At 62.6% G+C, this 13,716-nt stretch carries 13 protein-coding genes; 5 read left to right on the top strand and 8 right to left on the bottom strand.

The window, feature by feature from the left end:
* Positions 1-190: 190 nt before the first annotated feature.
* The 6 genes from fba to tkt all read right to left on the bottom strand — a co-directional run bounded on the left by fba (position 191) and on the right by tkt (position 6,439).
* Positions 191-1,255 carry a class II fructose-bisphosphate aldolase gene (gene fba / locus INQ47_RS21280; RefSeq protein WP_176683090.1) on the bottom strand — a complete coding sequence of 355 codons (1,065 nt, stop codon included), beginning with the start codon at positions 1,253-1,255 and terminating at the stop codon, positions 191-193.
* A gap of 100 nt (positions 1,256-1,355) precedes the next feature.
* Entirely contained in the window at positions 1,356-1,685 is a 330-nt protein-coding gene (locus INQ47_RS21275; RefSeq protein ID WP_252460983.1) for an MliC family protein, read from the bottom strand.
* 116 nt (positions 1,686-1,801) lie between these two features.
* Positions 1,802-2,053, bottom strand: coding sequence for a hypothetical protein (locus tag INQ47_RS21270; protein ID WP_404702523.1), 252 nt, complete (start codon positions 2,051-2,053; stop codon positions 1,802-1,804).
* Positions 2,053-3,216 carry a phosphoglycerate kinase gene (locus INQ47_RS21265; RefSeq protein ID WP_404702522.1) on the bottom strand — a complete coding sequence of 388 codons (1,164 nt, stop codon included), beginning with the start codon at positions 3,214-3,216 and terminating at the stop codon, positions 2,053-2,055. Before INQ47_RS21265 ends, INQ47_RS21270 begins: the two co-directional genes overlap by 1 nt.
* Positions 3,217-3,228: 12 nt before the next feature.
* On the bottom strand, positions 3,229-4,290 hold the full coding sequence (epd, locus tag INQ47_RS21260) for an erythrose-4-phosphate dehydrogenase (RefSeq protein WP_252460987.1): 1,062 nt from the start codon (positions 4,288-4,290) through the stop codon (positions 3,229-3,231).
* A gap of 151 nt (positions 4,291-4,441) precedes the next feature.
* Complete coding sequence (tkt, locus tag INQ47_RS21255; protein WP_404702521.1) at positions 4,442-6,439, bottom strand: transketolase; 1,998 nt, start codon at positions 6,437-6,439, stop codon at positions 4,442-4,444.
* A gap of 251 nt (positions 6,440-6,690) precedes the next feature.
* On the opposite strand from tkt, the gene INQ47_RS21250 reads away from it, so the two are divergent.
* From INQ47_RS21250 to INQ47_RS21235, 4 genes are all read left to right on the top strand, one after another.
* Positions 6,691-7,683: an ArsR/SmtB family transcription factor gene (locus INQ47_RS21250; RefSeq protein ID WP_404702520.1), complete on the top strand. Its 993-nt coding sequence runs from the start codon at positions 6,691-6,693 to the stop codon at positions 7,681-7,683.
* 18 nt (positions 7,684-7,701) lie between these two features.
* On the top strand, positions 7,702-8,892 hold the full coding sequence (metK, locus tag INQ47_RS21245; protein ID WP_003249375.1) for a methionine adenosyltransferase: 1,191 nt from the start codon (positions 7,702-7,704) through the stop codon (positions 8,890-8,892).
* Between the two features lie 238 nt (positions 8,893-9,130).
* Positions 9,131-10,831 carry an NAD-dependent DNA ligase LigB gene (gene ligB / locus INQ47_RS21240; RefSeq protein ID WP_404702519.1) on the top strand — a complete coding sequence of 567 codons (1,701 nt, stop codon included), beginning with the start codon at positions 9,131-9,133 and terminating at the stop codon, positions 10,829-10,831.
* Between the two features lie 132 nt (positions 10,832-10,963).
* Positions 10,964-11,356 carry a DUF1090 domain-containing protein gene (locus tag INQ47_RS21235; protein WP_084850245.1) on the top strand — a complete coding sequence of 131 codons (393 nt, stop codon included), beginning with the start codon at positions 10,964-10,966 and terminating at the stop codon, positions 11,354-11,356.
* A gap of 123 nt (positions 11,357-11,479) precedes the next feature.
* Here the strand turns inward: INQ47_RS21235 and INQ47_RS21230 are convergent, their stop codons facing one another.
* Positions 11,480-11,938 carry a c-type cytochrome gene (locus INQ47_RS21230; RefSeq protein ID WP_404702518.1) on the bottom strand — a complete coding sequence of 153 codons (459 nt, stop codon included), beginning with the start codon at positions 11,936-11,938 and terminating at the stop codon, positions 11,480-11,482.
* Between the two features lie 119 nt (positions 11,939-12,057).
* Here INQ47_RS21230 and INQ47_RS21225 point away from each other — a divergent pair, with 119 nt between their 5' ends.
* Positions 12,058-13,209 (top strand): murein transglycosylase A, encoded by a 1,152-nt coding sequence (locus INQ47_RS21225; protein ID WP_404702517.1) that lies wholly within the window; start codon positions 12,058-12,060, stop codon positions 13,207-13,209.
* A gap of 111 nt (positions 13,210-13,320) precedes the next feature.
* Here the strand turns inward: INQ47_RS21225 and INQ47_RS21220 are convergent, their stop codons facing one another.
* On the bottom strand, positions 13,321-13,707 hold the full coding sequence (locus INQ47_RS21220) for an MAPEG family protein (RefSeq protein WP_176683081.1): 387 nt from the start codon (positions 13,705-13,707) through the stop codon (positions 13,321-13,323).
* Positions 13,708-13,716: the final 9 nt, after the last annotated feature.

Raw genomic sequence — 13,716 nt, 5'->3', positions numbered from 1 at the left:
CGACTTCAAAATACGGTTGGATCCATTAGTACTCTAGACCTGAGGCTGCAACACGCAATGCAATCAGAACGCTATCAATGGTCAAACTGTACGGTAGCCGACTAACGGTCGGTCTGCCGGAATTAAGTACAGGTTTCCATCGCCCAAAAAAAACCCGCATCGCTGCGGGTTTTTCAGGGTTACCAGTAGATCAGTTGACCTTGGCGGCCAGCTCACCTTTCAGATAGCGCTGGAACATACCTTCCAGAGAAATCGGCTTGATCTTCGAGGCATTGCCAGCGGTGCCGAAGGCTTCGTAACGGGCGATGCACACGTCACGCATGGCCTTGATGGTTTCACCGAAGAACTTACGCGGGTCGAACTCGCTCGGGTTCTGCGCCATCAGGCGGCGCATGGCACCGGTAGACGCCAGACGCAGGTCGGTATCGATGTTGACCTTGCGCACGCCGTGCTTGATGCCTTCAACGATTTCTTCGACCGGTACACCGTAGGTTTCTTTGATGTCACCGCCGTACTGGTTGATGATCGCCAGCCACTCTTGTGGTACCGAGGACGAACCGTGCATCACCAGGTGGGTGTTGGGAATGCGCTTGTGGATTTCCTTGATGCGATCGATGGCCAGCACGTCACCGGTGGGTGGCTTGGTGAACTTGTAGGCACCGTGGCTGGTACCGATGGCGATCGCCAGGGCGTCGACCTGGGTCTTCTTGACGAAGTCGGCGGCTTCTTCCGGGTCGGTCAGCATCTGGCTGTGATCCAGCACGCCTTCGGCGCCGATCCCGTCCTCTTCACCGGCCATGCCGGTTTCAAGCGAACCCAGGCAGCCCAGTTCGCCTTCAACCGAAACGCCGCAGGCGTGAGCCATGGCAACGGTTTGCTGGGTAACGCGGACGTTGTATTCATAGTCGGTCGGGGTCTTGCCGTCTTCACCCAGCGAGCCGTCCATCATCACCGAGCTGAAGCCCAGCTGGATCGAGCGCTGGCAGACGTCAGGGCTGGTACCGTGGTCCTGGTGCATGCACACCGGAATGTGCGGGAACTCTTCGATGGCAGCCAGGATCAGGTGGCGCAGAAACGGGGCGCCGGCGTATTTGCGGGCACCGGCCGAAGCCTGGACGATCACCGGAGAGTCGGTCTTGTCGGCCGCTTCCATGATGGCGCGCATCTGCTCGAGGTTGTTGACGTTGAAAGCTGGAACGCCGTAGCCGAACTCGGCGGCGTGGTCCAGCATCTGGCGCATGCTAATGAGTGCCATTGTGTATCTCTCTCCCGACAAGCGTCGTTTGTTTCGTGCAAGCCTGCCGCAGGGGCGGTTGCTGTTCAAGTAGTGTGGGCCACCCTCGCGGCCCGGCCAGTCACGGTGCCTTGCAGCCCCGCCCAATCAGATCGTTGGTTGCCACCCAGTACACCAGGCCTTCTTCGCCCTTGGTGTGGAAGGCCAGCATGCCATCGCTGTACAGCGCACCCGAGGCACCCGGTTCAGCCTTGAGCCGGTAGACCTGGTCGCCGCCGCCAAGGCGCACGTCAACTTGGTCGCGTTGCGCATCGGCAAAGCGCCAAAGCACCTCAGCCTGGGTGTCGCAGACCCAACGGGTCCAGTTGTCTGCCGGGGCGGGTTGCGCCGGCTGCAGCAGTGAGCATCCTGCCAATGTCGCCACGGCCGTCACGGCCAAAAGCGCTTTCATTCAGTTTCCTCGATTTGGGGCTGCTGTGCAGCCCTTCACGGGCTCGCCCGCGAAGGGCTGCACAGCGGTCCCTTTTTCAAGACCACAAATAAACCTTCAGGTTGCCTATTACCCGATCAAGGGCAACCTGGCGCCTTGCGCTGATGGTCTTCGTCGTACTTTTCCAGGCCTTCCGGGCCCACACGCTTGCTGATGACCGGCACAGTCTCGGCCTGCCATTCGGACTGGTAGCAACCGCCCTTGTGCGATCGCGCCGAGTCGGCATCCGAGTCCGGGCTGCCCGCGCAAGCGCTCAGCAGGCCGGCCAGCAGCATCACAGGCAATTGCTTGACCACCAGGCCACTCCCTTTGCCAAGCGCCGACGTCATCAGGCTTTGGCCCGCTCTTCCAGGATTGCCACAGCTGGCAGGACCTTGCCCTCGACGAACTCGAGGAAGGCGCCACCACCGGTAGAAATGTAGGAGATTTCCTTGCTGACGCCATATTTGTCGATGGCTGCCAGGGTGTCACCGCCACCGGCGATAGAGAACGCGGCGCTGTCGGCGATGGCCTTGGCCAGTACCTTGGTACCGTTACCGAACTGATCGAATTCGAACACGCCAACCGGGCCGTTCCACAGAATGGTTTTCGACGACTTCAGCAGCTCGGCGAAGTTGGCCGCGGTTTGCGGGCCGATGTCCAGGATCATGTCGTCGGCAGCTACGTCGGCAATGGCTTTTACGGTAGCTTCTGCGCTCTCGGCGAACTCTTTGGCAACCACCACGTCGACTGGCAGCGGCACGCTGACCTTGGCGGCGATGGCCTTGGCGGTGTCGACCAGGTCAGGCTCGTACAGCGACTTGCCCACCGGGTGGCCGGCAGCGGCCAGGAAGGTGTTGGCAATACCGCCACCGACGATCAACTGGTCGCAAACACTGCTCAGGCTGTTCAGCACGTCCAGCTTGGTGGAAACCTTGGAGCCGGCAACGATGGCCGCCATTGGCTTGGCCGGGGCCCTCAGGGCCTTGCCCAGGGCATCCAGCTCGGCTGCCAGCAGCGGGCCGGCAGCGGCAACCTTGGCGAACTTGGCGACGCCATGGGTCGAGCCTTCGGCGCGGTGCGCAGTGCCGAAAGCGTCCATGACGAATACGTCGCAAAGGGCTGCGTACTTCTGCGCCAGCTCGTCGGCGTTCTTCTTCTCGCCCTTGTTGAAGCGCACATTCTCGAACAGCACCAGTTCACCGGCCTGTACCGCGACACCGTCCAGGTAGTCGGCAACCAGCGGTACGTCACGGCCCAGGGCCTTGCTCAGGTAATCGGCGACCGGCTTGAGGCTGTTCTCGGCAGAGAATTCGCCTTCGGTCGGGCGGCCCAGGTGCGAGCAGACCATTACCGCTGCGCCCTTCTCCAGGGCCAGCTTGATGGTCGGCAGCGCTGCCAGGATACGTGCGTCGCTGGCTACCACACCGTCCTTTACAGGCACGTTGAGGTCTTCGCGGATCAGTACACGCTTACCTTGCAGGTCGAGGTCGGTCATCTTCAACACGGTCATGAATGCAGTCCTTCAGGGCTGTTTATTGCGGGTTGGGTGAACGACGTGCAGAAAGTGTTCGGCAACGTCGAGCATACGGTTGGCAAAACCCCATTCGTTGTCGAACCAGGCCAGCAGGTTTACCAAGCGGGGGCCGGAAACACGAGTCTGGCTGGCATCGACGATCGCCGAATGCGGGTCATGGTTGAAATCACAGCTGGCGTGCGGCAGCTCGGTGTAGGCCAGCAAGCCTTTAAGCGGGCCATCCAGCGCGGCCTCGCGCAGCACTCGGTTGACTTCGGCCGCACTGGTGTCGCGGGCGGTCTGCAGGGTGATGTCCAGGCACGAGACGTTGACGGTCGGTACACGTACCGCTTTGGCCTGGATTCGCCCGGCAAGTTCCGGAAGCAGGCGCTCGATGCCACGCGCCAGGCCAGTGGACACGGGGATCACCGACTGGAAGGCCGAACGCGTGCGGCGCAGGTCTTCGTGGTGGTAGGCATCGATCACCGGCTGGTCGTTCATCGCCGAGTGGATGGTGGTGATCTGTACATATTCGATGCCAAACGCCTGGTCCAGCACACGCAGCAGCGGCACGCCGCAGTTGGTGGTGCACGAAGCGTTGGAAACCAGGCGCTCGCTGCCGGTAAGGCAGGCCTGGTTGATGCCGTAGACCACCGTGGCGTCAACATCGGCCTCGCTGGCCATGGGCTGCGAGAACAGCACCCTTGGCGCACCGGCGTCGAGGAAACGCTGGCCATCGGCACGGGTGTTATAGGCGCCGGAACACTCCAGCACCAGGTCGATGCCCAGCGCAGCCCAGTCGATGCCTTCGGGGGTGGCACTGCGCATTACCTTCACGCAGTCGCCATTAATGTGCAGACAGTCGCCGTCGACCTTGACCTCGCCGGGGAAACGCCCGTGGGTGGAGTCGAAGCGTGTCAGGTATTCCAGGCTGGCCTGATCGGCCAGATCGTTCAGCGCGACGATCTCGAAGCCGGCCTTTGCCCCCCGCTCGAACAGCGCGCGCAGGACACAGCGGCCGATACGACCATAACCGTTGAGTGCAACTTTGTAGGGACGCAGGTGGGGCATTCGGGGCTCACGAGACAGTTCAATTGTCGTCAGCCTGCGGAATTTGCGATGTGGCATTTGCGGGCAAGCCCGCTCCCACAGGGTCTCATGCAACCTCTGTGGGAGCGGGCTTGCCCGCGAATGAAGGCGACACCGCCCGCAGATCTTTAAATCAGTCTTCCAACAGCTCTTCGGCAGTACCGAGGATGTTCTCCAGGGTGAAGCCAAACTCTTCGAACAGTGCCGAAGCCGGCGCCGACTCACCGTAAGTGGTCATGCCGATGATACGACCTTCCAGGCCAACGTACTTGTACCAGAAGTCGGCGTGGGCAGCTTCGATGGCGATGCGCGCACCGACTTCCAGCGGCAGTACGGACTGCTTGTAGGCAGCGTCCTGGGCATCGAACACGCTGGTGCACGGCATGGAAACCACGCGCACCTTGCGGCCTTGCTCGGTCAGCTTGTCGAAGGCCTGAACAGCCAGGCCCACTTCGGAACCGGTGGCGATCAGGATCAGTTCGGGCTCGCCGGCGCAGTCCTTGAGCACATAGCCACCGCGGCTGATGTCGGCGATCTGCTGGGCATCGCGGTCCTGGTGCTGCAGGTTCTGACGCGAGAAGATCAGTGCCGAAGGGCCGTCCTTGCGCTCCAGGGCGTTTTTCCAGGACACGGCGGATTCCACCGCGTCGGCCGGGCGCCAGGTGTCCAGGTTCGGGGTGCTGCGCAGGCTGGTCAGTTGCTCGATCGGCTGGTGCGTCGGGCCGTCTTCGCCCAGACCGATGGAGTCGTGGGTGTACACGTGGATCACGCGCTGCTTCATCAGGGCCGACATGCGCACCGCGTTGCGGGCGTATTCCATGAACATCAGGAAGGTCGCGCCGTAAGGCACCAGGCCACCGTGCAGGGCAACGCCGTTCATGATGGCGGTCATGCCGAACTCGCGCACGCCGTAGAACACGTAGTTGCCGCTGGCGTCATTGGCTTCGACGCCCTTGCAACCTTTCCACAGGGTCAGGTTGGAGCCGGCCAGGTCCGCCGAACCACCGAGGAACTCCGGCAGCAGCGGGCCAAAGGCGTTCAGGGCGTTCTGGCTGGCCTTGCGGCTGGCGATGGTTTCGCCTTTGGCAGCCACTTCGTTGATGTAGGCCTGGGCCTTTTCGCTGAAGTCGGCCGGCAGCTCGCCGCTGTCACGGCGCTTGAACTCGGCAGCCAGCTCCGGGTAGGCCTTGGCGTAGGCGTCAAAACGCTGGTTCCACTCGGCTTCGGCCTTGGCGCCAGCGGCCTTGGCATCCCACTCGGCATAAATGTCGGCAGGGATTTCGAACGGGCCGTGGTTCCAGTTCAGTTCTTTACGGGCCAGGGCGATTTCGTCGTTGCCCAGCGGTGCACCGTGGCAATCTTCCTTGCCCTGCTTGTTCGGCGAGCCAAAACCAATGATGGTCTTGCAGCAGATCAGGGTCGGGCGATCGCTCTTGCGGGCGGTCTCGATGGCCATCTTGATTTCTTCGGCATCGTGGCCGTCGACGTTGCGGATCACCTGCCAGTTGTAGGCTTCGAAGCGCGCCGGGGTGTTGTCGGTGAACCAGCCGTGCACTTCGCCGTCGATGGAGATGCCATTGTCATCGTAGAAGGCGATCAGCTTGTTCAGGCCCAGGGTGCCTGCCAGCGAGGCGACTTCATGGGAGATGCCTTCCATCATGCAGCCGTCGCCGAGGAACACATAGGTGTTGTGGTCGACGATATTGTGGCCGTCACGGTTGAACTGGGCAGCCAGCACTTTTTCGGCCAGGGCGAAGCCCACGGCGTTGGCGATACCCTGGCCGAGCGGGCCGGTGGTGGTCTCGACGCCTGGGGTGTAGCCGTATTCCGGGTGGCCCGGGGTGCGGCTGTGCAGCTGGCGGAAACCTTTGATGTCATCGATGGTGACGTCGTAGCCGGTCAGGTGCAGCAGCGAGTAGATCAGCATCGAACCGTGGCCGTTGGACAGTACGAAGCGGTCACGGTCGGCGAAGCTCGGGTTGCTCGGGTTGTGCTTCAGGTAGTCGCGCCAAAGCACTTCGGCGATATCCGCCATGCCCATGGGGGCACCTGGGTGGCCGCTGTTGGCCTTTTGCACGGCATCCATGCTGAGGGCACGAATGGCGTTGGCACGTTCACGACGGCTGGGCATCGCTGATCTCCTAGGGGGCTTGAATAGGTGGTGTCACGAAAAAGGCGGCCATTTTCGCCCACTGGGGGCGCTTGGGGCAAACATTTAAGCGCCAAGCGCCAGCTTTAAGCCGCAACTGAAGAAGCAGAGCGCGACTCGGGGCGCCCCAAAGCGTGTAACTTGAGGCTTTCGGCTTGCAGCTCATCGCCAATATCAAAACTTTTTGATATTGACCTTGCTAGGGCATCGATGCCTGTCTAGACTGCCGCCCCATGAATCTCCGTGCGCAATCGATCCCCGAGCAACGCGAAACATTGGCCGCCCTGTGCAAAGCCAGTGGCGATGCGTTGCGCCTGAACGTATTGCGCGCCCTGGCCAACGACTCGTTCGGCGTGCTGGAGCTGGCGCAAATCTTCGACATCGGCCAGTCGGGCATGAGCCACCACCTTAAGGTGCTGGCGCAGGCCGACCTCGTGGCAACCCGCCGCGAAGGTAACGCCATCTTCTACCGCCGTGCCCTGCCCGATGGCCTGCGCCTGGGGGGTCGGCTTCACGCGGCGCTGCTCGAAGAAGTCGACGACCTGGCCCTGCCGTCCGATGTGCAGGCGCGTATAGCCCATGTACAGCAGCGCCGAGCGGCCACCAGTCAGGACTTCTTCCTGCGCGTGGAAGAGAAGTTCCGTGCCCAGCAAGACCTGATCGCCGGCCTTCCGCAGTACCGCGACAGCCTGCTGGCGCTACTCGACAAACTGCATTTCGACCCGGCCGCCAGCGCGCTGGAAGTCGGGCCCGGCGACGGTGGCTTCCTGCCCGACCTGGCCCGGCGCTTCGCCCAGGTCACCGCCCTGGACAACAGCCCTACCATGCTCGAGCTTGCGCGCCAGGTGTGCCAGCGCGAAGGGCTCGACAACGTGAACCTGCAGTTGGCCGATGCACTGGGTGCAACGGATGTGGCCGCCGACTGCGTTGTGCTGAACATGGTGCTGCACCATTTCAGCGACCCGGCCCTGGCCTTGCGCCAGCTGGCCAAACGGGTGAAGGCAGGCGGCAGCCTGCTGGTCACCGAACTGTGCAGCCATGACCAGGGGTGGGCACGCGAAGCCTGCGGCGACCTCTGGCTGGGCTTCGAACAGGACGACCTGGCGCGCTGGGCCAACGCTGCCGGGCTGGCCCATGCGGACAGCCTGTACGTGGGCTTGCGTAACGGTTTCCAGATCCAGGTCCGCCATTTCCAGCGGACGGCTGGCGACATACACCATCGGTAAATTTCAGGAACCTTCGAGATGAGCGAATACTCCCTTTTCACCTCCGAGTCCGTGTCCGAAGGGCATCCGGACAAGATCGCCGACCAGATTTCGGACGCTGTCCTTGATGCCATCATCGCCCAGGACAAATACGCCCGCGTAGCCTGCGAAACCCTGGTCAAGACCGGTGTTGCCATCATCGCCGGCGAAGTCACCACTTCGGCCTGGGTCGACCTGGAAGACCTGGTGCGCAAAGTCATCATCGACATCGGCTACAACAGTTCCGACGTCGGCTTCGACGGCGCCACCTGCGCCGTGATGAACATCATCGGCAAACAGTCGGTAGACATCGCCCAGGGCGTGGACCGCTCCAAGCCGGAAGACCAGGGCGCCGGTGACCAGGGCCTGATGTTCGGCTATGCCAGCAACGAAACCGAAGTCCTGATGCCTGCACCGATCTGCTTCTCGCACCGTCTGGTAGAACGCCAGGCCGAGGCGCGCAAGTCCGGCCTGCTGCCGTGGCTGCGCCCGGATGCCAAGTCGCAGGTCACCTGCCGCTACGAGAACGGCAAAGTGGTCGGTATCGACGCCGTGGTGCTGTCGACCCAGCACAACCCGGAGGTTTCGCAGAAAGACCTGCAGGAAGCCGTGATGGAGCTGATCGTCAAGCACACCCTGCCGGCCGAACTGCTGCACAAAGGCACCCAGTACCACATCAACCCGACCGGCAACTTCATCATCGGTGGCCCGGTGGGTGACTGCGGCCTGACGGGCCGCAAGATCATCGTCGACTCCTACGGCGGCATGGCCCGCCACGGTGGTGGCGCGTTCTCCGGCAAGGACCCGTCCAAGGTTGACCGTTCCGCCGCCTACGCCGGCCGCTACGTAGCCAAGAACATCGTCGCCGCCGGCCTGGCCGAGCGTTGCGAGATCCAGGTGTCGTACGCCATTGGCGTGGCCCAGCCGACCTCCATCTCGATCAACACCTTCGGTACCGGCAAGGTCTCCGACGACAAGATCATCCAGCTGGTGCGCGAGTGCTTCGACCTGCGTCCGTACGCCATCACCACCATGCTCGACCTGCTGCACCCGATGTATCAGGAAACCGCTGCCTACGGCCACTTCGGCCGCACACCGCAGCAGAAGACTGTCGGCGACGACACCTTCACCACCTTCACCTGGGAGCGCACCGACCGCGCCCAGTCGCTGCGTGACGCTGCCGGCCTGTAAATTTTCCTGCAGCGCTGGACGAAAGCCCCTGCCGAGTGATCGGCAGGGGCTTTTTTGTGCCTGTCACAGCATTTTCATCGCCTGTGAGATCGGCCGCCGCCCAAGCGGCGCTGGTTTCTTGCCCCAGCCCGGGATTGAAGACGAACATCTGCGAAATATCACCTGACAACTGCACACACCAACCGCCCCGCTACCCGCCTACGCTAAGCGCTTCCACGCCATGCAAGGATGCCAGGCCATGCCGTACCTGCTGTTGTTCGCCCTGTTATTTGCGCTGAACGCCCCATTGGCCAGGGCTGCCTCATGCCCACACTGGAACTCGCAACAGGCCAAGGCCGAAGTTGCGCAACTGCGCGCCACGCTTGCCCGATGGGACGAGCACTACCATCGCCAGGGCATAGCCCTGGTGGCCGACGAACTGTACGACCAGAGCCGCGAGCGCCTGAACCACCTGCAGCAGTGCTTCGCGGTTGGCACCAGCCCCTCCCCCCTGGCCAGTGCTCGCGGCCCGGTTCCCCACCCCGTGCCGCATACCGGCGTCGACAAGCTGGCAGACCGCCAGGCCGTGGCGCGATGGATGGCCGGCAAGACCGGCGTGTGGGTACAGCCCAAGGTCGACGGTGTTGCAGTTTCCCTCACTTACCAGCAGGGCCGATTGGTACAACTGACCAGCCGGGGGGACGGTGTACACGGCCATGACTGGAGCCGACACATCCCACAACTCGGCGCTGTCACTCGGCAGTTGCCTGAGGCGGTCGACCTGCACTTGCAAGGTGAGCTGTATCTGCGCCTGGGCGACCATGTGCAAGCCAAGGCAGGCAGCGCCAACGCCCGGGGTACCGTGGCAGGGCTGCTTGCACGCAAGCAACTGACTGGCGCACAAGGCAACGCTATCGGCCTGTTCGTGTGGGGCTGGCCGCACGGCCCCGAGCAACAGGCCGATCGCCTCGCCCAGCTGGCACGGCTGGGGTTTCCGGACAGCCAGCTTTACAGCATCGCCATCGATACGCTGGAGGATGCGGCACACTGGCGCGAGCACTGGTATCGCTCTGCTCTGCCCTTCGCCACCGACGGTGTGATTCTGCGCCAGGGCAGCCGGCCGCCTGCCGAGCGCTGGCAGGCCAAGGCACCTTACTGGATCGCGGCCTGGAAGTACCCTTATGCACAAGCCTTGGCTGAAGTACGCGACGTGCGCTTTCGGGTCGGCCGCACTGGCAGGGTCACGCCCGTTCTGCAAGTGCAACCCGTTACCCTCGATGACCGGCGCATTACCCAAGTCAGCCTTGGGTCGCTGGCGCGCTGGCAAAGCCTGGATATTCGCCCCGGCGATCAGGTGGCCATCAGCCTCGCCGGGCTGACAATTCCGCGGCTCGATCACGTCGTGCACCGCGCTGTAGAGCGCCAACCAATAACCGCGCCAGCACCCGACCAGCATCATGCCCACAGCTGCTGGCAGGCCAGCGAGGGCTGTGATGAGCAGTTCATTGCCCGACTCACCTGGCTTGGCGGTAAACAGGGCCTGGCCTTGCCGCGCACCGGGCCCGGCACATGGCGTCGGCTGGTCGAAGCTGGCTTGGTAACGTCCATGACCGACTGGCTGCATCTCGATGCCGAACGCCTGCAGCAGGCACCCGGAATCAGCAGGCTCACTGCAACACAGCTGCTGGGCAGTTTCGACGAAGCCCGCTCACGCCCGTTCGATCAGTGGCTGCGCGCCCTTGGCATGCCCATTGGCAAGCATTTGCCACTGACTGGCGGCTGGCAAGAGCTGGCTTCACGCAGTGCCGGGCAATGGCAAACTGTGCCCGGCATCGGCGCAAAACGCTCGCGCCAACTTGTGGATTTCTTCGCGGCCGCTGAGGTGCAAGCCATTGCCGCACAGCTGGCAGAAACCGGCATAGAAGGGTTCCCGACCCCACCCCAGCACATTGAGCAATGATTTTTTACCAAATAATGCGTAGGAAAAACCCGAGACTCAGGCAGAAAACCCCACCAAGGGTTTCTAAATGGGTAAAACCAAGGCAGGATTTCCACCAACTTTTGCTGCCCCGCCCCGTTCAAGAGGCTTTTCATGAAACGTATTTCGACTCTTTTCCTGCTCGCAACACTGGGTCTGGCTGCGGGCAGCGTGCAAGCTGCCCAGCCGGACCCGGGCCTGACCGGTTGCGCCGCCAAGCGTAGCGCCATCGAAAACCAGCTGAAAATTGCCCGTGACCACGGCAACAGCGATCAGGTTGCAGGGCTGGAAGAAGCCCTGCGCGGTGTGGACAACTGCACCGACGCCAGCCTGCGCAAAGAGCGTGAGCAGAAGGTGCTCGATGCGCGTCACGAAGTGGCGCAGCGGGAAAAGGACTTGAAGAAGGCCGAGAAGAAAGGCGACGCCGAGAAGATCAACAAGCGCAAGGACAAGCTGGCTGAGTCGCGTAAAGAGCTGCAGGAAGCAGTCGACGATCTCGACCGTTAAACAGGCGCGGTCATTGTAGTGCAGGCTTGCCCGCGAAGAGTGCGACGCGGTGCATGGCACCGGCTTCGCCAGTGTTCGCGTGCAAGCCCGCTCCTACAAGGGCCAATGTGGCCTGCACAGCCTTCAATGATTACGAAATTCGCTATGACAGGCCTTGCACGCAGCCTCGACCTTGCCCATCGGTGCTTTCAGTTGCGCAGCATCCAGTGGTTGGTTGCGGGTAACATCAACCAGTTCGCCGGTGACACCTTCAAGCTGCCGGGCCAGGTCATGAAACCGCGCCTGGCGCTCCCACACGTCGGCGCGGGCGGCACTGTCACCACCATCGCGCACCTGTGGAAAGTGCTGCCACGGCTGATGCGACAGGCTGTCCAGCTTCAGCGCACCGTCGGCAAACTTCACTCCGTCAAACGGCAACCGACCACGCAGCATGCCGCCCAGGTCTTCGCTGGTCTTGAGCATGTCCTTGAAGATCACCTTGCGCTTGCCCAGCGGCGAGTTCGGGTCAACCCGGTCACAACCAGTCAAAGCCCCTCCCAGGGCAAGTGCTGCCAGCAGAACAACGGTCAATCGCTTCAACATCACGCTCACTTCGGCCTACGCAAATGGGCGGCCAGTATCGCTGCCCCTGGGCCAAACACCAATAGCCACATAAAAGACAGGGGCGAACCTTCATGTTCGCTCATGACAGGAATGCACACATGAAATCTGCCCTGCGCCACCTGGCCTGGACACTGCCGGTACTAGCCTTGCTGGCCGGCTGCAACGGCGGCGAGAGCGCCAAGCCCGAGCCCCACGCTGTCGCCACCTATGCCCCGGCCACTTGGAAAGACTTGCCGGCCGTCAGCGATGAGGACCTGCTGGCCGGCTTTTATGCCTGGCGCAACGGCTGCGAAAAGCTCAAGCGCGACCCGGTGTGGGCCGCCACCTGCGAAGCGGCCGGCAGCGCCACAGCCAGCGCCGCCCAAGTGCGTACCTTCCTTGAGCAGAACCTGCAGGTGTACGGCCTGCGCTCTGCAGAGAACAATGCCAACGGCCTGATTACCGGCTACTACGAGCCGGTCTACCCGGGCAGCCTGAGCCCCTCGGCAACCAACCATGTGGCGGTTTACGGCATCCCTGATGACATGATCGTGGTCGACCTGGCCAGCGTGTACCCCGAACTCAAGGGCAAACGCCTGCGCGGCCGTCTGGAGGGTCGGGTGCTCAAGCCATACGACACGGCCGAAGTCATCAACCGTAACGGCGTCAAGGCACCGGTGCTGGCCTGGCTGACCGACCCGATGGACCTGCAATTCCTGCAGATCCAGGGTTCTGGCCGGGTGCAACTGGAAGATGGCCGTCAACTGCGCCTGGGCTATGCCGACCAGAACGGCCACCCTTACCGGCCGATCGGCCGCTGGCTGGTGGAACAGGGCCAGCTGAAAAAAGAAGACGTGAGCATGGGCGCCATTCATGCCTGGGCCCAGGCCAACCCGCAGCGCGTACCAGAGCTGCTGGCCAGCAACCCCAGCTACGTATTCTTCAGCACCCGCCCGGACAGCAACGAAGGCCCGCGCGGCTCGCTGAACGTGCCGCTTACCGCCGGCTACAGCGTGGCCATCGACCGCAAGGTAATTCCGCTGGGCAGCCTGTTGTGGCTTTCCACTACGCGCCCGGACGGCTCGCCAGTGGTGCGCCCGGTGGGTGCGCAGGACACTGGTGGGGCGATTGCGGGTGAAGTGCGTGCCGACCTGTTCTGGGGCACCGGGCCGGAAGCCGGCGAGCTGGCGGGGAACATGAAGCAGCAGGGGCAGATCTGGATGCTCTGGCCTAAAGGCCAGCCGCTACCTGAGGTACCTAAGGTACCTTGATCGGCGGTGGATTCTTCGCGGGCTTGCCCGCTCCCACAGGTACACCACAGCCCTTGAATACTGTGGTGTACCTGTGGGAGCGGGCAAGCCCGCGAAGAAGGCCACTCGGTTTCAGATGGAAACCACGAAGAACGACACGATCAACGCCAAGCCGGCAAACCACATCAGCGATCGCAGGGCAGCCCAGTCGGCCAGGTAGCAGATGATGTAAAGCAAGCGGCTGGTGATATACATCACTCCCAGTACATCCTGGGTCACCTGCTCGGCATTGCCGACGATATCCGCCACCAGCACCGCCGCAGCAAATGCCGGAAACGCTTCGTAGCCATTCTGCTGCGCAGCATGGGCACGCCGTGGCAGGCCCGACAAGGTATCGAGGAAGGCTCGCGGATCGTGATTGTCCTTGAGGCCGAAGCGGCCACTGCTCGCCTTGGCGATCAAGGCACAAAGCGGGTTCAACAGCAGCGCAATCAGGATGCACCACAGGGCAACAGTCATGGACAGGAC

The organism is Pseudomonas sp. 3HC3 (assembly GCF_044904505.1).
Classification (GTDB): Bacteria; Pseudomonadota; Gammaproteobacteria; order Pseudomonadales; family Pseudomonadaceae; genus Aquipseudomonas; species Aquipseudomonas putida_Y.
Note: the sequence above shows the minus strand (reverse complement) of the source record. Positions and strands in the feature narration are given on the sequence as shown.